Annotated in this window: 16 protein-coding genes; 6 read left to right on the top strand and 10 right to left on the bottom strand. The window is 53.4% G+C overall.

Features of this window, described 5'->3' with window-relative positions; genetic code table 11:
* Positions 1–136 precede the first annotated feature (136 nt).
* From JW953_10895 to JW953_10880, 4 genes are all read right to left on the bottom strand, one after another.
* The gene (locus tag JW953_10895; GenBank protein MBN1993201.1) at positions 137–718 is read right to left on the bottom strand and encodes an SGNH/GDSL hydrolase family protein; all 582 of its coding nucleotides are present in this window, start codon (positions 716–718) and stop codon (positions 137–139) included.
* Entirely contained in the window at positions 711–1,964 is a 1,254-nt protein-coding gene (locus JW953_10890; protein MBN1993200.1) for a cyclic nucleotide-binding domain-containing protein, read from the bottom strand. Before JW953_10890 ends, JW953_10895 begins: the two co-directional genes overlap by 8 nt.
* A gap of 114 nt (positions 1,965–2,078) precedes the next feature.
* Positions 2,079–3,170 carry a CehA/McbA family metallohydrolase gene (locus JW953_10885; GenBank protein ID MBN1993199.1) on the bottom strand — a complete coding sequence of 364 codons (1,092 nt, stop codon included), beginning with the start codon at positions 3,168–3,170 and terminating at the stop codon, positions 2,079–2,081.
* Positions 3,171–3,192: 22 nt separating this feature from the next.
* Positions 3,193–3,762, bottom strand: coding sequence for a cyclodeaminase/cyclohydrolase family protein (locus JW953_10880; protein MBN1993198.1), 570 nt, complete (start codon positions 3,760–3,762; stop codon positions 3,193–3,195).
* A 455-nt stretch (positions 3,763–4,217) separates the two neighbouring features.
* On the opposite strand from JW953_10880, the gene JW953_10875 reads away from it, so the two are divergent.
* From JW953_10875 to JW953_10860, 4 genes are all read left to right on the top strand, one after another.
* A complete protein-coding gene (locus JW953_10875) occupies positions 4,218–5,918 on the top strand; it encodes a PAS domain-containing protein (protein ID MBN1993197.1) in 1,701 nt (566 codons plus the stop codon).
* A 16-nt stretch (positions 5,919–5,934) separates the two neighbouring features.
* Positions 5,935–9,171, top strand: coding sequence for a PAS domain S-box protein (locus JW953_10870; GenBank protein ID MBN1993196.1), 3,237 nt, complete (start codon positions 5,935–5,937; stop codon positions 9,169–9,171).
* A gap of 10 nt (positions 9,172–9,181) precedes the next feature.
* A complete protein-coding gene (locus JW953_10865; protein MBN1993195.1) occupies positions 9,182–11,224 on the top strand; it encodes a PAS domain S-box protein in 2,043 nt (680 codons plus the stop codon).
* 155 nt (positions 11,225–11,379) lie between these two features.
* Complete coding sequence (locus tag JW953_10860; protein ID MBN1993194.1) at positions 11,380–12,024, top strand: response regulator transcription factor; 645 nt, start codon at positions 11,380–11,382, stop codon at positions 12,022–12,024.
* Positions 12,025–12,264: 240 nt separating this feature from the next.
* Here the strand turns inward: JW953_10860 and JW953_10855 are convergent, their stop codons facing one another.
* The 6 genes from JW953_10855 to map all read right to left on the bottom strand — a co-directional run bounded on the left by JW953_10855 (position 12,265) and on the right by map (position 17,120).
* Positions 12,265–12,663, bottom strand: coding sequence for a hypothetical protein (locus JW953_10855; protein MBN1993193.1), 399 nt, complete (start codon positions 12,661–12,663; stop codon positions 12,265–12,267).
* A gap of 321 nt (positions 12,664–12,984) precedes the next feature.
* On the bottom strand, positions 12,985–14,691 hold the full coding sequence (locus JW953_10850) for a hypothetical protein (protein ID MBN1993192.1): 1,707 nt from the start codon (positions 14,689–14,691) through the stop codon (positions 12,985–12,987).
* 39 nt (positions 14,692–14,730) lie between these two features.
* A complete protein-coding gene (locus tag JW953_10845) occupies positions 14,731–15,213 on the bottom strand; it encodes a hypothetical protein (GenBank protein ID MBN1993191.1) in 483 nt (160 codons plus the stop codon).
* Between the two features lie 117 nt (positions 15,214–15,330).
* Positions 15,331–15,645, bottom strand: a complete 315-nt coding sequence (locus tag JW953_10840; GenBank protein MBN1993190.1) for a hypothetical protein — start codon at positions 15,643–15,645, stop codon at positions 15,331–15,333.
* 56 nt (positions 15,646–15,701) lie between these two features.
* The gene (locus JW953_10835; GenBank protein ID MBN1993189.1) at positions 15,702–16,094 is read right to left on the bottom strand and encodes a response regulator; all 393 of its coding nucleotides are present in this window, start codon (positions 16,092–16,094) and stop codon (positions 15,702–15,704) included.
* 255 nt (positions 16,095–16,349) lie between these two features.
* Positions 16,350–17,120, bottom strand: a complete 771-nt coding sequence (gene map, locus JW953_10830) for a type I methionyl aminopeptidase (protein ID MBN1993188.1) — start codon at positions 17,118–17,120, stop codon at positions 16,350–16,352.
* A gap of 286 nt (positions 17,121–17,406) precedes the next feature.
* Here map and JW953_10825 point away from each other — a divergent pair, with 286 nt between their 5' ends.
* On the top strand, positions 17,407–18,873 hold the full coding sequence (locus JW953_10825; protein ID MBN1993187.1) for a sulfatase: 1,467 nt from the start codon (positions 17,407–17,409) through the stop codon (positions 18,871–18,873).
* A gap of 244 nt (positions 18,874–19,117) precedes the next feature.
* Complete coding sequence (locus tag JW953_10820; GenBank protein MBN1993186.1) at positions 19,118–20,149, top strand: hypothetical protein; 1,032 nt, start codon at positions 19,118–19,120, stop codon at positions 20,147–20,149.
* Positions 20,150–20,280: the final 131 nt, after the last annotated feature.

Genomic DNA, 20,280 nt, shown 5'->3' with positions numbered 1-20,280 from the left:
TGAGGAAGGAAAACATTTTTTGCTTTTTTGCGCAACTTTTTGCGCTTCCCTTTTCGTTTCCTTATGTCATTTAAAACAACCTCTTAGCCGATAGCACAGCACCTTTTTGCGGCCATAAAAAGACCGCAAAGGTTTTTCAAACCTTTGGGCTTAAGCCACGCAAAACTTTCACCAACTCGCCGTTCAGGGCTTCGTAACCGGCCGCGTTGAGGTGTAAAAAATCGTGAACGTATGGGCTTGATACGCTGCCCGCCTCATTCACCAAAATCGCATGGGTGTCAAAAATAATAATTTCCGGCGCGGCCAGGGAGTGAATGAAGGCATTGACCGTTTCAATGGCCTGGGCAATCTCCGCAGCATGATGCCGGTTGTAGAAAAACAGGTCAGTGTCGCCCAGGGGGAAAATAGTGGTAAAAATCACCGTGGCTCCCCAGCCGACCGCCTGTCGGACCAGTTGTTGGATATTGTGTTGGCACGCAGTCGCCAAATCATCCGGCGGGTGGGGGAGAAAGGCCAGCGCAGCCAGATCATTAACGCCGATTTGGAGAATGACTACCTGGGGCCGGAGTGGCTTAACCTCGCTCTCAAAATAGAATAAGGCCTCAGCCGAGGTTTGGCCGCCGACGCCCCGGTTGGCGAAGTTGAATTGGGGCATATCCGGCGGCGGCCAGTCGGCGGCGCGTGAGTCGCCAAAAAAGACAACCAGCGGCTTAGGCATGGCCGGCCAAAAGGGGTAAAGTAAAGACAAAACGGTTGCCGGTATCGCCCTCGCCCGGCTCCACCCAGATCCGCCCGCCGTGCGCCTCTACCGCCAAACGACAAAAGGCCAGGCCCAAACCAAAACCGCGCGGTCTCACGCGGCCGGCGACCTGGGCAAATCGCTCAAAGATCCGTTTCCGATCTTTGGCCGGGATGGTGAGGCCGGTATTGGTAATACTCACCCAAATTTGCTCATCCTGCGCCTGAACGTTAAGCGTAACCCGGCCATTTTTGGGCGTGTATTTGAGCGCGTTGTCAATGAGGTTAGCCAAAACGCGATCAATCTTTTCCACATCCACCCTTACCGGCGGCAGGTTGGTGGGCGCGGCGTAATGAATAGTAATATCTTGTTTGAGCAGAGGAGGTGTTCGGTTAAGGACTTTCTGGATAAGGGCGGATAGATTTGTCTCGGCCAGTTGCAGTTCATCCTGGCCGGATTCTAACCTGGCCACGCCCAACAGGGAATCCACCAGCCGGGTCATCAATTCACAATTGGAGGTGGCAATTTCAAACAATTCTTCATTCTCCCGCACGGCCTCTGCCGGGAGCATCATTTTGATCATATTGACCGCTGCCGAGATGAGGCTTAAGGGACTGCGTAAATCGTGAACAATCAGGTCCATTGTTTCCTGGCGCAGATTCTGCAACGCTTCCAGGCGCTCTTTTTCTGTTTGCAGGGTTGAGATCTGTTCGGCCAATCGTTTTTCAAGCCCAGAGCTACTCCCACGGGCCTCGTCGGCTGCGCGCAAACGGGCAATCAGGGACTCCGAAATGCTCATGCCAATGGCGGCGTGGTGATTCATGAATTGCTGAAAATCTTCGCGGTTGATCTTGAGCAGATTGGTCTCGTCCAGGGCAATCACCGAGGCCGAGCGGGGTTGGTCTTCCAGAAGGGCGATTTCCCCAATGATCTCTCCCGCGCCCCAGTATCCCAGGATGGTGGGCGCTTTCAGATCCCCTTTCAGCACCACCACCTGGCCGGAGCGAATAATGTACATGGCGTCGCCCACCTCACCTTCTTTAAAAACAATTTCTCCCCGGGCATAATGTTGTTCGGTCATCAAGGTAGCCAGTTTTTCTCGGCCGGCCATGGCCAGCAGGTGAAAAATAGAGGTGTCGGACACGACCTGGGGCGGTTGGGTCCAGGATTCGCGGGCCGCCAACAGCCGCTCAATTTGTGATGCGGGTAAAGTTTCAGTGATCATCGCCAAGCTCCTGATTCTCCGCAGCGCCAGGCAAAAGCTGGGCGGCCAGGTTAAAACTGTAAGGTAAAACTAATTGGGTGAGAGTGGGGGCGTCAAAGGATGCAAAGGGCATTATCAGGCCGGGATAATATAAATTGGGTTGGTAAACACCCAACCCCGCTGCCGGCCCCAGTAACGGCGGTAAGCTTCAAGGCGATAAACGCCGGGCGTGTCGGTTTGCCAGGTGAGGCTTTTACCTTTTGTTTGGGCAATAATCTGCCCATCTTGCACCAGGCGCAGCCAGGCCGATTGGGGGCTGACCACGGAGAGGGTAGCTTTTTCTGACAGGGTCAAGGTATCGCCCATGCTGGCCTGGTTGGGGCCGCTGGCGGCCGTAAAGGTGAAGCCCCGTGACGAAGCGATCAGATCGTAGCTAACAAAACAGTGGCCTTGTTGGAGGGCCTGGCGAATTTGCTGCCGGGCCTGGTCAAGCTCGCGGGCCAGGGGTTGGGCAAGTAACAGGTGGGTGTTGACCGCCCGGAAGAGAAATTCGTAAGGATAGATTCGGCGGCGGAAAGGGCCTTTGGCGTACACATTGCCATGCGCATCCGCATTGCCAATAGCCACCACTTTTTGGCCGCCGGCCAATAGCTCATCCCATTTGGCCAGCGTTTCGGGAAAAGGGCCGCGCAAAACCCAATAGGGCAAATAAGCGCCGGTAATCCCCCGGGCCAGGTTGCGCAGTTGCCACTTGACTTCGGTCATTGTGTTCCACAATTCAAGGCCGGTAAAACCGGAAATTTCCCAATCCACCCAGGGATAAATGGCCTGAGGCCCGCCGTAACCGGGCCGCTCCAGGGGATGGGCCAAAAAACAAAGGCCGTTGGCCGCCAGCACCGCCTCAATAAGTTGTTGGGGCCGGGCCGCCACCGGCTGCAAATTTTGGCAAACAAAGTGAGCCAGCAAATGGTCACATTCCGGCTGGCGCTGTTCATCATTGATCTCCTGGCCCATGAGTCGCAGAACTTCCCGCCCGCTGCCGGAATCACGATACCAGCCCTCGTTGCCGTCCACCCAGGTGTTGTGGTCGGTGTAAACAATAAAATCAAGCCCGGCCCGCGCCGCCGCCGCGGCCACTTCGGCGTGAGTGCCGGTCCCGTCGGAGGCGGTGGTATGCAGATGGAGATTGCCCACTATCTCTACTAAATTACCTGAAATTTGAGACATACCCCTGCCGCCCTTTCCCTGATCATTTGTTTTCAAAGCTCGTAACCGGCCTGATGAGCTTGAGTTGATTTTCCACCTCATTCCGGCTTGGCTCATATTCGGCGCGCAACTTGGGATTAGACCAGGTATGCAGATAACTGTCTAACAACAAGAGGGCTGTACGGGCGGTACAGGCCAATAAATGGATGGTAATTTCCAAATCATCGCGCACGCTTTTAAAAGCTAACGGCCTAAAATCTTGCAAGAGGGTAGCGGCCTTAACCGCCAGGCGGCTAATTTCGGTTGAGCTTTCGCAGCAAAATTGTTGATCGTGGGCCGGCGCTGCGGCGTTTTCCAAAGCGGCTCGGCCAATAGTGGCCCTGGTTTCTAATTCACACCGTTCCAGCAGCCCTTCTTTTAGCTGCGCCATCCGCGCAATGCGTTTGGTTACATCCTGCCAATCCAATTTGTCAACTTGATTATCAAAACTAATTTGCATGCACGCTTCACCCAGGGCCGCGGCTTGAGCAGCCGCCACCGCCACCACCACACCGGTCATCGGGTGGTGCTGGTCGCTTACTTCGGCCACAAATTGCCCTATTGTTTTTCCCATGGTAAATGATTCCATAAGCGTATTTTTCACCAGCTTTTACCGATTTAGACAAAGGATAAAAGATGATAGCACAGAGCAGGGCAAGCGTCAAAAACAAAAAAGGAAGGTCTTAAAAAGACGAATTAGCAGGAAGGTCACGGCTATCTGACCTGGTTTTTTAGGGTGTATTTTATTTTTGGAGCGAGTTTGACCCATCTGCCCCAGATTCACCGCAGAGACGCCGAGAGCGCAGAGCTTTTTTCTCCGCGACCTCTGCGCCTCGGCGGTGAGACAATATTCGCCCCAAAACTGAAATGCTCCCGGTTTTTTTAAGCTTGACCTGGCATGGTGGATATGATAAGATAGATTACACGCCCTTTCTATCTTTCACTTCACCTGGATAGTCTGATAGTTGCACCCTCGTAGATTTGTCAATCTCATCATTGGCCCAGGCCAAATTTGGAGGGAGGCCCGGCTTGATAAAAAACAAAGCTCAGTTATGCACAGCCCTTATGCTCCGGCTCAAAAAACAACTGTCCCCGCCGGTTTTTGCGGATGAGCAAAAAAGCTATAACGCGGCGATATTGCATATCACCCTGATAACCGTCCTGGCGGCCTCGTTTCTCATTGTCATTGTGCTTACTTTGACCACCAAAGATGTTCAGAGTATCGGCGCAATTGTGATGGTTGGCATTGTAGCTTTAATTGGGGTGTGGCTGATACGCCGGGGGTATGTCGGTTTATTCAGTTTTGCGCTGCCTTTGATTGTTTTAGGCGGCACAAGTTACATTCAATGTACCGGCCAGGGTATTCACGACATCAGCCAGCTTGGTTATCCTGCGGTCCTTATTTTGGCCAGTTTGCTCCTGAGAACAAAAGGTTTATTTATTTTTACGCTGCTGGGTATTGGCGCCCTGGTTGGGATTGCTTCTGCCGAAATACAGGGGATTCTGGTTACTCCTTATACCGCGTTGACCGGTTTTGACGATGTCATTATCCAGGCGATTATCCTGGGGCTAACCGCCATGTTGTTGCAAGTAACAGTCAATAACCTGAGCGACAGCTTGGCTCGCGCCCGTCGTCATGAACAAGCCCTGGCGGCGAGCAACCGCCAGTTACAAGAGGAAATCAGCGAACGCAAACGGACCGAACAAGCTCTGCGCGCAAGCGAGGAAAAGTATCGCTTATTTATGCAAAACTTTCAGGGGATTGCCTACCAGGCCAGCCACCTGACTTTTAAACCAACCTTCTTTTACGGCGCGGTTGAGCAAATAAGCGGTTATCCAGCCGCCGACTTTGTGAGGGGAGACATAACCTGGGACCAACTCATTTATCCCGATGATTTGCCCAGAATCCGCCAAGAAGGGGACAAAATTCGGACAACGCCCGGCTACGTGGCTGATAATGAATATCGCATCCGGCGCAAAGATGGAACGCTCCGGTGGGTCAATGATATTGGCCTCACTGTTTGTGATGACTCGGGCATATCGCCATTTGTCCAGGGGGCCATTTATGATATTACCGAACGCAAACAGGCTGAAGAACAACTCCAAACATCGCTGCGCGAAAAAGAGGCCCTGCTGCGAGAAATCCATCACCGCGTCAAAAACAATCTGCAAGTGGTGTGCGCCTTGCTTGACTTGCAGGCCGGCGCCATCACCGACGCCCAGGCCAAAATTGCCTTTCAGGAAAGCCACAACCGGGTCCGTTCCATGGCCCAAATTCACGAACAATTGACCCACGCCGCAAACCTGGCCCAGGTTGACATGGCCGCCTACGTTCAAGAATTGGTCAACTCCTTGCAGATGGTCTACGACATGGATACAATATCTATTAAGATTGATGTTTCTGGGGTGACTCTACCCTTTGACCTGGTTTCTCCCTGCGGCTTGTTGATTAACGAGTTGGTTTCCAACGCCATGAAACATGCTTTTCCGTTCCCCCTGGCAGAGGCAGCGGGAGCGTATGAAATCCGGATTGAGTTAAAACCGGCCGGCGTCCAGAAAATAGCCTTGCTTGTTAGCGATAACGGGGTAGGGTTACCCGCCCAAATAGACCTGGAAAACCCCGGCTCATTGGGCCTGACCCTGGTCAAACTGCTGACCCGTCAGCTCAATGCCACCCTTGAGGTAAAACGAAACGGGGGCACCACCGTGAAGGTGATGTTTACCCCCTGACCCATGAGGTGAGACAATGCCCAACATCCAGATTTTGGTGGTAGAAGATGATTTGATTGTGGCCCGCAGTATTCAAAATCATCTCCAGAGTTTGGGCTACAACGTGCCGACCATGGTGACCACCGGCAAAGAAGCCCTGGCCAAAGTCGGCCAGGCGCAGCCGGACCTGGTCTTGATGGACATTAAACTCCCCGGCCAAATGGATGGCGTGGCCGCCGCCGAGCAAATTCGCGCCCATTACAATATCCCGGTAGTTTATCTCACCGCCTACGCCGACGACGAAACCCTGGCCCGGGCCAAAATCACCGGGCCGTTTGGCTATATCCTCAAACCTTTTGGGGTTAAAGAACTGCATAGCACCATTGAACTGGCCCTTTACAAACACCAGGTTGAGCAAAAACTCGATCGTCTTAACCGCGTGCTGCGGGCCATTCGTAATGTTAACCAACTGATCACCCACGAAAAAGACCGTAATAAGCTATTGCGCCAAACGTGCGAATGTTTGATTGAAACGCGCGGTTATCACCGCGCCTGGATAGCCTGCCTGAATGACTCCGGCCAGGTGGTTACGGCGGCCCAGGCGGGTTTTAAGGAAGAAGTTTTTCATGCTTTTTTAGAACAACTGGCGCAGAACGAATGTTCCCCCTGTTTGCAGAAAGTTATGGCCGGGCCGGGCGTATTATCTATTGAGGATTCCCTGGCCGCTTGTCCAAACTGCGTGCTACAGGAACAACAACCTGGCGAGGGAAAGCTGGTCGTTCGCCTGGCGCATCAGGCCAAAATCTATGGCCTCATGGCCGTTTCTATTCCGGCAGAACTGGCCGCCGACGAGGAAGAACACGCTCTCTTTCAGGAGGTTGCCGGTGACATTGCTTTTGCCCTTTATAGCCTGGAGGCAGAAGAAAAGCGCAATCGGATAGCGGAAGCCCTGCGGCAGAGCGAAAGCCGCTACAAACGTCTGCTCGAGTCTGTTACCGATTACATTTACACGGTTAAATTTGAGCAGGGCCGGCCGGTGTCAACCACCCACGGGCCGGGCTGCAAGGCCGTTACCGGCTATACCCCGGAAGAGTACGAGGCCGACCCCTACTTGTGGTATCGTATGATTCACGCCGACGACCGGGAAGCCGTGACCGAACAGGCTAACCGGTTGGCGGCCGGAGAAACGGCTGCTTCGCTTGAGCATCGTATTGCGCATAAAGATGGTTCTATCCGCTGGGTAAGCAATACCCCCGTGCCGCGCTACGATGAAACCGGACAATTGGTAGCCTACGATGGGCTGATTGCCGATATTACCACCCGCAAACAGGCCGAAACTGAAGCGCAACAAAGCCGCGACCAATTGCAAAGCATTTTCAGTGTCGCCCCTATTGGCATTGGGGTGGTGGTCAACCGCACCTTTACCTTTATTAATGACAGGCTGATAGAAATGCTGGGCTACTCCAGGGAGGAATTGCTGGGTCAAAACGCCAGGATGATTTACCCCAGCGACGAAGAATATGAGGGGGTGGGCCGGGAAAAATATGGCCAGATCAGGGAAAAAGGGTGGGGTTCGGTAGAAACCAAAATGCAGTGCAAAAACGGCCCAATAATTGATGTGCTGCTGAGTTCGTGCCCCATAGACCCGCAAAACCTCTCCCGGGGAGTCACCTTTACCATTCTGGATATTACGGCCCGCAAGCGCACCGAAGCCGCCTTGCGCCGGGAACGGGACAAGGCCCAACAATATTTAGACATTGCCGGGGTAATGCTGGTGGCCCTGAATGAAAAAGGCCAGATCACCCTGCTCAACCGCAGGGGGCATCGTATTTTGGGCTATAAAGAAGGTGAGCTGCTGGGCCAAAACTGGTTTGACACCTGCCTGCCGCCGGCGGTTAGGGAGAGGGTTAAGGAAGTTTTTAACCTGATGCTGGCCGGGGAGATTGAATTGGGCGAACGGCATGAAAACCCGGTTCTGACCAAATCCGGCGAAGAAAGGATCATTGCCTGGCGCAACATCAATCTAACAAACAGCGAAGGCCACATTGTCGGCACCCTAAGCTCCGGCGAAGACATCACCGAACGCAAACAAGCCGAACAGGAACGAGAAGAGTTACAGGCCCAACTCCTCCAGGCTAAAAAAATGGAGGCGATTGGCCGTCTTACCGGCGGCATTGCCCATGATTTTAACAATCTGCTCACGGCCATCAACGGTTTTGCCGAACTGGCCCAACACCGGCTAACGCCGGATGATCCCCTCCAGGAAATGTTGGGCTACATCTTCGATTCGGGCCAGCGGGCCGCCGGCCTGATCCGCCAACTGCTGGCCTTTAGCAGCAAACAGATCATCGCCCCCCAAATAATTGATCTCAACCTGCTGGTAACCGACCTGCAAAAAATGCTCCAGCGCATTATCCGGGAAGATATTCTCATGGAAACCGTTCTGGCCCCCGACCTGGGGTTGATCAAGGCCGACCCGGCCCAAATGGAGCAGATCATTGTTAACCTGGTGGTCAATGCCCGCGACGCCATGCCCGGCGGCGGCAAATTGACCATTAAAACAGCCAACACCGTTCTGAACGCCGGTGGCCCGGCGGAGCATCCCGAACTAACCGCGGGCCGTTACATTATGCTGACCGTCAGCGATACGGGCATTGGCATGAGCCGGGAGGTGCAAGCCCAGATATTTGAGCCTTTTTTCACCACCAAAAAACAGGGCCAGGGCACCGGCTTGGGGTTGTCTACGGTGTACGGCATTGTCAGGCAAAACGGCGGCGACATCAACATTAACAGTGAAGAAGGCCGGGGCACTACTTTTAAAGTTTACCTGCCGCAAACCGGAGAAACCGGCCCCGCCTTGGGCGTTTCAGAACATGCCGGCGCCATCCCAACCGGCGACGAGACAATTTTGGTGGTTGAAGACGACGCCGGGGTGCGGGACCTGATCCGTCAGGTTTTGGCCGGGCAGGGATATAAAATCCTGGAAACGCAAAACGGGCAAGAAGCGCTGCAACTGATTGCCGATTATGCCGACCCCATTCACCTGTTGCTCACCGATGTAGTGATGCCCGATATGAACGGCAAAACCCTGGCTAAAAGCTTGGCTCACTCCCATCCTCATCTGAAAATCATTCTCATCTCTGGTTACGGCGACGAAACCATCACTACTCAAGACCTGGACAGGGGAATAGCCTTTCTGAAAAAACCCTTCAACTCGACCACTCTGGCGCGCCAGGTACGGCTTACGTTAGATACGCCTACCCAAACAAAATAGGATAGGACCTATGACCAAGGCGAAAATCCTGGTTGTCGAAGATGAAGCCCTCATCGCCCAAAAAATAGAAAATAAACTGCTTCACCTCGGCTACAACGTACCCGCGGCGGTATCGAGTGGCGCGGAGGCCATCCAAAAAGTTGAGGCTCTGGAACCTGACCTGGTGCTGATGGACATTGGGTTGAACGGGGAAATGGACGGCATCGCCGCTGCCGCCGAAATTCAGAACCGGCGCGACCTGCCCATTGTTTATTTGACCGCCTATGCGGATGCAGACACTTTACAACGGGCCAAAATTACCCAACCCTTTGGCTACATCACCAAACCATTTGATGAAAGAGAATTACACACTACCATTGAAACGGCCCTCTACCAACATCGCCTGGAGAGACGATTGCGAGAGAGCGAAGAGCGGTATCGCATTGTGGCCGAAACAGCCACAGACGCCATTATTACTATTGATGAAACCAGCCAGATTATCTTTGTCAATTCCGCTGCCGAAACCACGTTTGGTTACACCAGGGACGAGCTACTGGGCCAACCGCTACAAATGTTGATCCCAAAACCGGTTCACCACGCCCACCACATTGCCTTGAACCAATACATTAATACCGGCCAAAAACACGGCCACTGGCAGGCTATGGAAACTCGCGGTATTCACAAAAACGGCCGGGAAATTCTGCTGGAAATTTCGCTGGGCGAATCCGTCAAGAACAATAAGCATTTTTTTACCGGCGTGATGCGCGACATCACCGAACGTAAACAAACCGCCACAACCTTGCAGGATAATATTCACGAATTAAAAATTGCCTACCGGCAGGCCATTATCTACGCCCAGGAATTGACCCGGGAAATCACCGAGCGGCGGCAAGCCGAGCAGCAAATTCAACAACTCAACGCCGAATTGGAGCAGCGAGTGGCCGACCGGACCCGGGACCTGTCGCTGTTGTATGAGGTCACGCTAGTGGCCAGCGAGTCTCTGGCCATGGAAACCATGCTGGAACGCTCGTTGGAGCGGGTATTGGCGGCTACGGGGCATAGCATTGGCGCCATCCACCTGTTGGATGAAGAGGGCGCCCAATTGCGCCTGGCGGCCCAACAGGGTGTGCCCAAAAACCTGATTGCCGAAATAGACACTATCCCCTTAGAAAATAGCCTGGCTACCTGGATAATGACGCATGGCGAACCTGTCCTGGCCCCTGATCTGGCGGCGGACCGGCGCACGCCCCTGGCTATTCGCCGGTTCAAGGAGTTCATTGCTTACCTGGGGCTGCCGATGCGCACCAGGGGCCAAACGTTGGGCGTGCTCAGTATTACGGCGGTGGGCCGGGAACAAGAGTTCAATGCGGAGGAGGTGGCCTTGCTGGCCTCTGTGGCCGACCAGGTGGGGGTGGCGGTCGAGAACGCCCGGTTGCGCCAGCAGGCCGAACGCGCGGCCGTTATTGAGGAACGGGAGCGGCTGGCCCGCGAGTTGCACGATTCCGTAACTCAATCGTTGTATAGCCTGTCGCTGTTTGCCGAAGCGGGCGAAAATCTAATTGAGGCCGGAGATTTAGCTGCCGCCAAACATAATCTCAGCCGGATGGGCGAAACGGCGCAGCAGGCGCTCAAGGAGATGCGCCTATTGGTGTACGAGTTGCGCCCCCTGGACCTGGAACGAGAAGGTTTAATCGGCGCTTTGCATCAAAGGCTGAGCGCGGTTGAGGGGCGGGTCAATATCAGGGCCAGGCTGGTGGCCGAAGAACTGGTGGAACTACCGGCCTCTGTAGAAGAAGAACTCTATCGTATTTCCCAGGAAGCCCTGAACAACGCCTTAAAGCACGCCGGAGCCACGACGGTTACGGTTCACCTACGGATTGAAGAGGAGCAAGTTGTGTTAGAAGTAGTTGACGATGGGACCGGGTTTGATCCCCGCGCCATTATTGATGCCGGCGGCCTGGGCCTGGTGAGCATGCAAGAGCGAGCCGAAAAACTGGGCGGGACTTTGACCATTCACTCCTCGCCGGAAGAAGGAACAAGGGTGAAGGTGAGCGTGCCCACTCAAGATTTGTAAACATTGACCAATGACCGACGACCAACGACCCTTGACCATTGACAGCGACAAACGACCAATAATTAACTTTCGTCGTTTGTCGTTCGTCGTTCGTCGTCCCAATTCACAATTCCCAATTTTCTTGGGGAGGTGTTGCAGTGACCCAAACAGCCTCTATTCGCATTGTTATTGCCGACGATCACGCGGTAGTTAGAGAAGGATTGCGCACGCTCATCTCTACCAAACCGGGCATGGAGGTGGTAGGCGAGGCGGCAGATGGCGCCGAAGCCGTCACCAAAGTCCGGGCGTTGGCCCCAGACGTTATTTTGCTGGATATGGTGATGCCCCGTAAAAACGGCCTGCAAGCCATCCATGAAATCAAGCAGGAGAATCCCGGCGCCCGCATCCTGGTATTGACCAGTTTTGACGACGACGAGCGCGTTTTTTCTGCCATTAAAGCAGGGGCGTTGGGCTATTTGCTCAAAGATTCCTCGCCGCAGCAATTGCTCCAGGCCATTCAGGATGTTTACCAGGGCCGGTCGTCGCTGCATCCTTCTATTGCCCTCAAAGTAATCCGCGAATTGAACCAACCCTCAGACCTGCCGCCCACCGAGGAGCCGCTCACCGAACGCGAGATGGAAACGCTGCGCCTCATTGCCCAGGGGCTTACCAACCAAGAAATCGCCGATACCCTGACCATCAGCGAACGCACGGTAGGCAAACACGTCAGTAATATTCTGGACAAACTGCACTTGGCCAACCGGACTCAGGTGGCGCTGTATGCCCTGCGGCGGGGATTGGCTACGCTTGACCCGGAATAAAATCCGCCATCTACCTGCCGGGTGGCGGGGGCGGTTTTTATTTTGACTATTGGGGAATCTTTTTGGGTAGTGGTAAAGTTGTAAGTGATGAGGATTTTCAGCATGTCATTTCGAGCGACAATAGGAGCGAGAAATCTCCTTAGACTCTGCTTAAAACGAACATCTCAAGGAGATTTCTCGTCACTTCGTTCCTCGAAATGACATGCCATTACTTACTGTTTAACCACCACCTCTTTTCGATCAATTCAGCCACTTGATCAGAGTCACCTGGGCTTGGTGGTCGTTTAGCTCTTTAATATTGCTCTCGTCAACCAACTGGCACGCCCCAATCAAACAGCGTTTGGGAATGGACATATTTTGCGCCAGGTGTTTGTGGCCTCTATGGGGAATATGTTCTCGTTTGACCAAACAACTTACCTGAAAACCGCGCTGTTCGTTTTGGGTGGCATTAGAAAAAACAATTTCGCCGGGTGCGTCGTTGTTCCAGGAGAGGGCGCGAGCCAATTCTGACGCCGCCAAAGAAATGCGGGCCTGGTCGGCTGTATTGAACCCCATTTCCTTGGCTATTTTTCGGGCTTCCATGCGAGCCATGACCACATCTAAATCACTGCTCACCGAAATTCTACTGGCTATACTCATCCCGTTTTCTCCAACACCGGCAAAGGACGACGAACGACGAAGGACGAACGACGGGTCATTGGTCATTGGTCGTTAGTCGTTGGTCGTTGGTCGTTGGTCGTTGGTCGTTGGTCGTTAACTTTAGTATACCGCTAATAAGCACAACAGCCAAACTCCCAATGCCCCTCCGAGAATGAACAGGACGTATGCCCCCAGGCAGGCGCCGGTGGCGGCCATCAGGATGAGACGTTTCAACGGCTCAGGCCAGCTATACAGCGGCGGCAATGAAGGCGGTGCTGGAAAGTGAACGATTTTAAGAACTTGCATGGCTCTGCCCTCTTTTTAATCTAACTTGTATCTGGCCACCAGCGTCTCCATTTGCCGGGCCAGGTTCGATAGGTCTTGCGCGGCCTTTTCCGCCTGGCGCGTGGAAGCCAGGTTTTGAATGGTGGCCTGGTTGATGTTGTCCATGGCCAGCGAAATTTGCTCCATGCCGGTATTTTGCTGCCGGGCGTTGGCCACAATTTGTTGCGCCGCCGTGGCGCTGGCGGTTATACTGCTGCTTAATTGTTGAATAGCCGCGCCGGTCTTTTCGGTAAGCAGCACGCCGCTGTCAACGCCCTTGGTGCCCTCTTCGGTGGCCATCACGGCGGCGTTGGTGGCCCTTTGAATTTCGTGGAGAATGTTTTTAACTTGGGCTGTGGCTTGCCGGGATTGTTCGGCCAGATTGCGCACCTCAACCGCCACCACAGCAAACCCTTTGCCGTGTTCGCCGGCCCGCGCCGCTTCCACCGAAGCGTTGAGCGCCAGCAGGTTGCTTTGAGAAGCAATGTCGTCAACCGTGGCCGTGATTTCGCCAATTTGTTGGGTTTGCTCGCTCAAGGCCAGGATATTCTCGGCAATGCCTTCCACCTTTTCCTTGATCTGGTTGATGCTCTCCACAGCGTCGGTAACGGCCTGCTGGCCGGTTTGAGAGATTTCACTGGTACGTTGCGCCTGTTCGGCTACGGCCTGCGCTTTTTTGAAAGCTTGCTCAACAATGGTTTTCACTTCGTCAATAGTGGTTGAGGTTTGCGAAATGGCCGCAGATTGTTCGTTGGCTCCGGCGGCCTGTTGGGTGGTGGCGGCCAGAATTTCGGTAGCGGCGGCGGTTATATTGGCCGTGGCCCGGCGGATTTGGCCGGTGATGTCACCCAAACGCTCAACCATATTGTTCAAGTGGTTGCCCAAGATAAGCAAAGGGTCATCCGGGCCTTGCCCATTCTCGTGCAGGTTGAGTTGGGCCGACAGGTCGCCTTCGGCTACCTGGGTGATGTAGGCCACATACCCGGCAATTATTTTTTGCAGGTATTCGTGTTGTTCCTGCTCCGCTGCCGCCCGGTGTTCAATTTCTAATTTGGCCAGTTCCAATTCTCTGGCCCGCTTTTCTGCCTCTTGATTGGTCAAACGGGCCTGGCGAACCGTTTTTTCTTGCTCTACCACATTACCCCGGATAATTACGGCCGCAATCAACAACATAAAAAGACTCAAGGCCGTGCTGATGATCCAGCCGGATGTTTCGTCCAGCGGCGCAAACCAGACCGGCGGCCAAAATTTGGCCAGGGTAATATTGGTTATAAAGGAAAGAATACAGGCTCCAACCACCCAACGTCCGCGCCTATCTCCCAAAAGAAAGTAGCCCAGAAAGATGATTAAGGGATAGATCAGGGCGATGGTCACCAACAGCTCGGAAATTAAAATCGGGACAATTGTTATGACCAGCAGGATTGAGGCAAAGAGAAAGAACATGCCGGCTATATCTTGCCGGCGGCGGCGAAAGGTGGGGTATAAAACGGCCCCCACTACAGCGGCTATATCAATAAGAATGAGCGCCGGCAATTGGGTGTACTCCCGGAAAAAGAGCCACAGGATGAGGGTAATGATAATACTAATGATGACAGCTCCCAGAAGGTAGCGGCTGGTTTGCAGGGCAAATTGTGACCGGCGGGCGGCCAATTCGGCTTCAATGGTTATCTCTTCTGCTCTGGATTTGTTTGCCGGTGAGGTCATCTTTTTCCTCCAAAAAACTATTTTTGAGATTTGGGGTGTTCATTCCAGCCAGATGGAGATAGTGATACAGTTGCCGTATTTGGGGTCCTGGGTAAACTGATATTCGTCCACTATTCTGCTCAAACTCAGAAAGTTGGCTTTGTCACCGCTGTCTTGGCATCCTACTTGCAAGATATGGGTTAATTTGGCCGCACGCAGGCCTTGGTCGTTGCAAACAAATTGCAGGCCCTTACGCCCGGCGTTCTCGCGCCAATAAATCACAATCTCTCCTTGACCGGCATAGGTAACAATCTTATCGGCTATCTCAAAAATGGCCGTGGAAAGGCGCACCTGATCAATTAGACTATAGCCTACCTCATCGGCCAATTTCCGCACCGTGGTGCGGGCAATGGCCACGTCGAGCGGTTGCTGTAAGGTCAGGCGTTGAATGACACCCGGCGCAAATGTTTTTTGAGGTTTTCCTTTGATTTCCCCACTCACCAAGGGAGATGGATGAAACATAGTTTCTTCTTGAACGGTCATGAGCAATACCCCTATCGCGTACCACTCAGCCTACTTTTGAGATGTAGACCACAAAGGTTTTTGAAATTTGTGCGGTTTGCCGCAAGCGGGCTTCTTTCTGGACGCCGGGCTAAACAATCACATTTTAATGCTGATTTGCGACCTGGTTTGGTAATGAGATAAGAGTTTAAGCCCTCTGACCACTTCGTTCATGCGTTGCATCTCTTGCACAATGATGCTCAGGTCGGCGGCGGCGGGACTTTTGGGATCGGTTTGGGCCAGTAATAGTTCACTCAAACCCAATATCACCGTCATGGGCTGGTTTAACTCATGCACGCTGGCATCAATGAGCGTCAGCAACGCTTCTGCTTCGGGGCTGTCACTTCTGCAGGATGGCAGGGCTTTTCCATTTTGTCTTTCTAAGCCTATTTCTTTACCGGAGGGGTTATACATCTATATTCTCCTACTACGCTATTACCAGTTTGGTTTCTCCCATTGGCCTAAATGTTTCAGTGTAATATTGGTTGAGATAAAAGCCCTTCCACAGTGGTAAAAAATTCTCCCGCCGGGCAGCCGATGGTCAACACGCTGTCGGCGTCGGCAATTTTGGCCATCCATTGCTGCTGCATATTGTCAACCAGCACAATGCAGCGAGTGTGCGGCGACTCGGCTTTGATTTGCCTGGATACGCTTTGAATGTCGTTATTGGCCAGTTTGGAATCGAGCAGCACCAGCGCCGGTTGTTCTTCGGCAATAATCCGCATCGCCGCAGGGCCGTCGCTGGCCTGGAAGATGGTTTCGATACAGGGCACAGCTCTTAGCATGGTGCGTAGTCCATCTCGGATCCGGCCTGGACTGGCCACAATCAGCGCTGGCGCCAAAATTTCAAAATCTTTATTCATCAAGGTTTTTGTTTCCTTTTGTCACCCCACTTTAACATTTTATCATTTTTTCATCCGGCGCGCAGTGGTAAAAAAAAGGCATTTGGGTAAAAAAAAGACCACTTTTTCAGTGGTCTTTTCTACGCAAAAATACACCCGAAACTACGTAAAATTACGTAAACGACGAAGGACGGAGGACGAACGACCAACGACGAACGACAGAATTGATCGGTCATTAGTCGTTGGTCATTGTTGGTCGTTGGTCGTTGGTCGTTCTCACAACTTTGATAAAATTTCCACCCCGTTTTTTGTAATCGCCACCGTATGTTCAAACTGGGCCGAGAGCGAACTGTCTGCCGTTACCACGGTCCAGCCGTCATCAAGTTGCACCCACTCATGCGTACCCAGGTTAATCATCGGCTCAATGGTGAAAACCATCCCCGGACGCAGTTGAGGCCCTCGCTTGGCCTCGCGCACGTGCGATACCGATGGCGATTCGTGCAGGGATTTGCCCAGGCCGTGCCCGCCCCATTCGCGCACCACGCTAACGCGCTGCCTTTGGGCGTAAGCCTCAATGGCCCGGCCAATATCGTTGAGGTGGTGGCCCAATTGAGCGGCCTCGATGCCAATGTGGAGACATTCCCGGCTAACGTCTAAAAGCCGTTGGGCTTCCGCTGAAATTTGGCCTACGCCAAAGGTCATGCAGGCGTCGCCGCAATAGCCCTGGTAGCGCAGGCCAATGTCAATACCCACAATATCGCCCGCCTGCAAAATACGCTCGTTTGGCAGGCCGTGGCAAATTTCATGGTTCACCGAGGCGCAAATCACGCCCGGAAAAGGGGGGTGTTCCGGCGGATTGCCGCGATAGCCTTTGTATAACGGCGCGGTGTGTTGGCTTTTAAGATATTTTTCGGCTAACCGATCCAACTCGGCCAGGGTAATGCCGGGCGCAATGTGTTCGCTCAACAAAGCAAAGGTTTCCGCCACAATCCGTCCCGCGGCCCGCATCCGGGCCAAAGCGCGTTGGCTTTTCAGCGGGATGCCCATCCAGTACACTGTTGTTTCCTCCTCAATTAGTTAATTTTCTGGTAGTGGTCGTTACTGATTTTACCCGCTTGTGGCTTGATGAACAAGCCGGGACAACGGGAAACAGCAGTTTGCTTCAGAGTTAAATTAGCTGTAAGATAGGAGCAAGGTTGGCCAACTGATATGACCAAATCGCCGTTGCCAGTCGTCACAATATTGACCCTGTGCTGAATCCCCATGAATTTTAAGGAGGGCAGAATCTATTCTGCTACTCCCCAAATAGAACTACAGAGAAAGGATGTTCATCATGAAGGCCATCATGGTTATGTTCGATTCCCTCAACCGGCACATGCTGCCGCCCTACGGCTGTGAATGGGTGCATGCACCCAATTTTGAACGCCTGGCCGAAAGAACGGTCACTTTTGAAAACTATTACGTGGGCAGTATGCCCTGCATGCCGGCCCGCCGCGACCTGCACACCGGACGTTACAATTTTCTGCACCGCAGTTGGGGGCCGCTGGAGCCGTTTGACGACTCAATGCCCCAACTCCTCAAGGAGCATGACGTCTACACTCACCTGGTCACCGATCACTACCATTATTGGGAAGATGGCGGCGCCACCTATCACAACCGTTACAGTTCCTTTGAAATAGCGCGGGGGCAGGAAGGTGATTTATGGAAAGGCCAGGTGCAAGACCCGGCGATCCCCCCGGTAGTGCCCAACGCCAGAGCCGGAACACCCTGGTGGCGGCAGGACTGGGTCAATCGCGGTTATATGCCCACGGCCCAAGATCAATCCCTGGCCAAAATATTTGAACTGGGGCTGGAGTTCATCCAAACCAACCACAGCCAGGATAATTGGTTCCTGCAAATTGAGTCCTTTGACCCCCACGAACCGTTTTTTACCCAACAAACCTATAAAGACCTTTACCCGCATGATTACAACGGCCCCCACTTTGACTGGCCGAATTACGAGCAAGTAGCAGAAACCCCGGAACAGGTTAAACATCTGCGCTACCAGTACGCAGCCCTGCTCAGTATGTGTGATGAATATTTGGGCCGGGTGCTGGATATGATGGACGAACTGGACATGTGGGCAGACACCATGCTCATTGTGGTGACCGATCATGGCTTTTTGTTGGGAGAGCACGACTGGTGGGCCAAGTGTGTCCAACCCTTTTACGGCGAGGTGGCCCACCCGCCGCTCTTTATTTGGGACCCGCGCTGTGGCTGCCGGAATGAACGGCGGCGGTCGTTGGCCCAGATGATTGATCTTTCGGCCACGTTGCTGGACTATTTTGGCGTAGGGCGTCCTCCGGATATGCGGGGCCTGCCCCTACAAGAGACCATTGCCGCCGACCGACCGGTCCACGAGGCTGTTTTATTTGGCCAGCACGGCATGCACGTCAACTGCACCGATGGCCGTTATGTTTACATGCGCGCCCCGGTCCACCCCGATAATAGTCCCCTTTATGATTATACCCTGATGCCAACCCACATGCGCCAGCCATTTGGAATTGATGAGTTGCAGGATATTCAATTGGCCCCACCTTTCTCCTTTAGCAAAGGGTGTCGCCTGATGAAAATTGCCACCCGGCCCTGGCAAAATCCCTATCCTTTTGGCACCCTGCTTTTTGACCTGCACAACGATCCTAAACAGGAACACCCGCTGGATGCCCCGGCGGTTGAAGAAAGGATGAACCAATATTTGGTCAAATTAATGAAAGAACATGACGCCCCCCCCGAGCAATTCGAGCGGCTTGGCCTGGGCTGAAATAATGCTTTTTTTATTGTAGTGGCGACTTCAGTTGCAAATTGTCTCCCAAAAACGACTGAAGTCGTCACTCCCAACCGTCACTCCCAACCAATGCCCTACATATAGTATGGTTGGTCAACAACCTACCGGATATAGAATCCGGCGGCAATACTCCGGGACAAAATTGTATTTTTAGCCGATTTGTGATAACATAAGATTGAAAGTATTATGTTAACTCCCTGGTGTTGGAGTGGCAATCACTATGTCGGCAGATGAAATCATTCAGGCCAAAATCTATCGGCTTGAGGAATTGCGCAAATACCAGGCCTACTACGGCCCGCATACGCCCTATCCCGTTATTGTGGAAATGAATGAGCTGGAACTTGAATTGCGGCGGATACTGGGCGAGCAGGCCACCCGGCCAACCCGCGTGGCCGGGAAAAAGGTCAAGCGGAAACGCCCGCGCCAGGCCCCTAAACGGCAGTTCTGGCGGATGTCGCAGGCCACCATTGATGCGATTGCCACCATTGCCTTTATTGGGCTGGTGTTTTTGCTTGGCTCCATTGTTTTTGCCGCTTATATGCAAACCAGGCCGGAGGCAGCCATTGCCCATGTAGGGGGGGATGATCCTATTTACGCCCCTCCGCCTACCTTACGGCCAACCTTTACCCCCACCGGCGATCCAAACAATCCGGCCTTACCTGTAGCAGAGGTGGCCGCTGCCGGTAACTTGCCCGCGGCCCAGCAGGCGGCTACGGAGGTGCCCACCCTGGTGCCCACGGTAACCCCTACGGCCAGCCCCATCCCCACCGATACGCCTCTGCCCACCGACACGCCTATTCCCACCCAACCGCTGCCCACGGCCACCCCGACTCCGCCCACACCCACCCCCGCACCCGATTTTCCCTTTGTGGTGGCCGAGCAGGGCAACCGGATGTTCCAAAAAACAACCTATCACGTGATCACGCTTTACCTGGCCCTGGTTACGGCCGATAATGCGCCGATTGGCGGGCTAAAAGTGGTCGGCGACCACGCGCCTTCCGGGGAACACCGCGAAAGCGCCCTCAGCGATTGGAATTGGAGCGTGGTCAATTGCGTAGATTGTGACTACATTAAATCTGGCAATGCTAAATTGGAGTTAGGCCCCTTTACCGATGGGGTGTGGCACGTTTACGTGGCCGACCCGGACGGCATTCCTCTTTCGGCGGCGATCCCCCTCGCCTACTCCGCCGACCCGGAGCAATGGGTGTGGGACTTTCTCATTTTTAAGAAAAATGACGTATCCAGAAGGTAATCGTTCAGGTAGTACGGCAAAAATCAAGCAAACTTCTAATACATGCAGGGCAATCGCGTGTATTATGTAAAATAATTTGGTAAATAGGGTATCAGAGGTCATAATTTCGTGAAATAAATTCAAAGCAGGAG

This window comes from Anaerolineae bacterium, assembly GCA_016931895.1.
Taxonomy (GTDB): domain Bacteria; phylum Chloroflexota; class Anaerolineae; order 4572-78; family J111; genus JAFGNV01.
The sequence above is the reverse complement of the archived record's forward strand: the minus strand, read 5'-3'. Positions and strand labels throughout refer to the sequence as shown.

Bases quoted from the DNA above. Each gene is read 5' to 3' on its own strand.
- JW953_10820 (MBN1993186.1), top strand. From the start codon at position 19,118: ATGTCGGCAGATGAAATCATTCAGGCCAAAATCTATCGGCTTGAGGAA.
- JW953_10885 (MBN1993199.1), bottom strand. From the start codon at position 3,170: ATGTCTCAAATTTCAGGTAATTTAGTAGAGATAGTGGGCAATCTCCAT.
- JW953_10890 (MBN1993200.1), bottom strand. From the start codon at position 1,964: ATGATCACTGAAACTTTACCCGCATCACAAATTGAGCGGCTGTTGGCG.
- JW953_10865 (MBN1993195.1), top strand. From the start codon at position 9,182: ATGACCAAGGCGAAAATCCTGGTTGTCGAAGATGAAGCCCTCATCGCC.
- JW953_10835 (MBN1993189.1), bottom strand. From the start codon at position 16,094: ATGAATAAAGATTTTGAAATTTTGGCGCCAGCGCTGATTGTGGCCAGT.
- JW953_10870 (MBN1993196.1), top strand. From the start codon at position 5,935: ATGCCCAACATCCAGATTTTGGTGGTAGAAGATGATTTGATTGTGGCC.
- JW953_10845 (MBN1993191.1), bottom strand. From the start codon at position 15,213: ATGACCGTTCAAGAAGAAACTATGTTTCATCCATCTCCCTTGGTGAGT.
- JW953_10825 (MBN1993187.1), top strand. From the start codon at position 17,407: ATGAAGGCCATCATGGTTATGTTCGATTCCCTCAACCGGCACATGCTG.
- map (MBN1993188.1), bottom strand. From the start codon at position 17,120: ATGGGCATCCCGCTGAAAAGCCAACGCGCTTTGGCCCGGATGCGGGCC.
- JW953_10850 (MBN1993192.1), bottom strand. From the start codon at position 14,691: ATGACCTCACCGGCAAACAAATCCAGAGCAGAAGAGATAACCATTGAA.
- JW953_10840 (MBN1993190.1), bottom strand. From the start codon at position 15,645: ATGTATAACCCCTCCGGTAAAGAAATAGGCTTAGAAAGACAAAATGGA.
- JW953_10855 (MBN1993193.1), bottom strand. From the start codon at position 12,663: ATGAGTATAGCCAGTAGAATTTCGGTGAGCAGTGATTTAGATGTGGTC.
- JW953_10895 (MBN1993201.1), bottom strand. From the start codon at position 718: ATGCCTAAGCCGCTGGTTGTCTTTTTTGGCGACTCACGCGCCGCCGAC.
- JW953_10880 (MBN1993198.1), bottom strand. From the start codon at position 3,762: ATGGGAAAAACAATAGGGCAATTTGTGGCCGAAGTAAGCGACCAGCAC.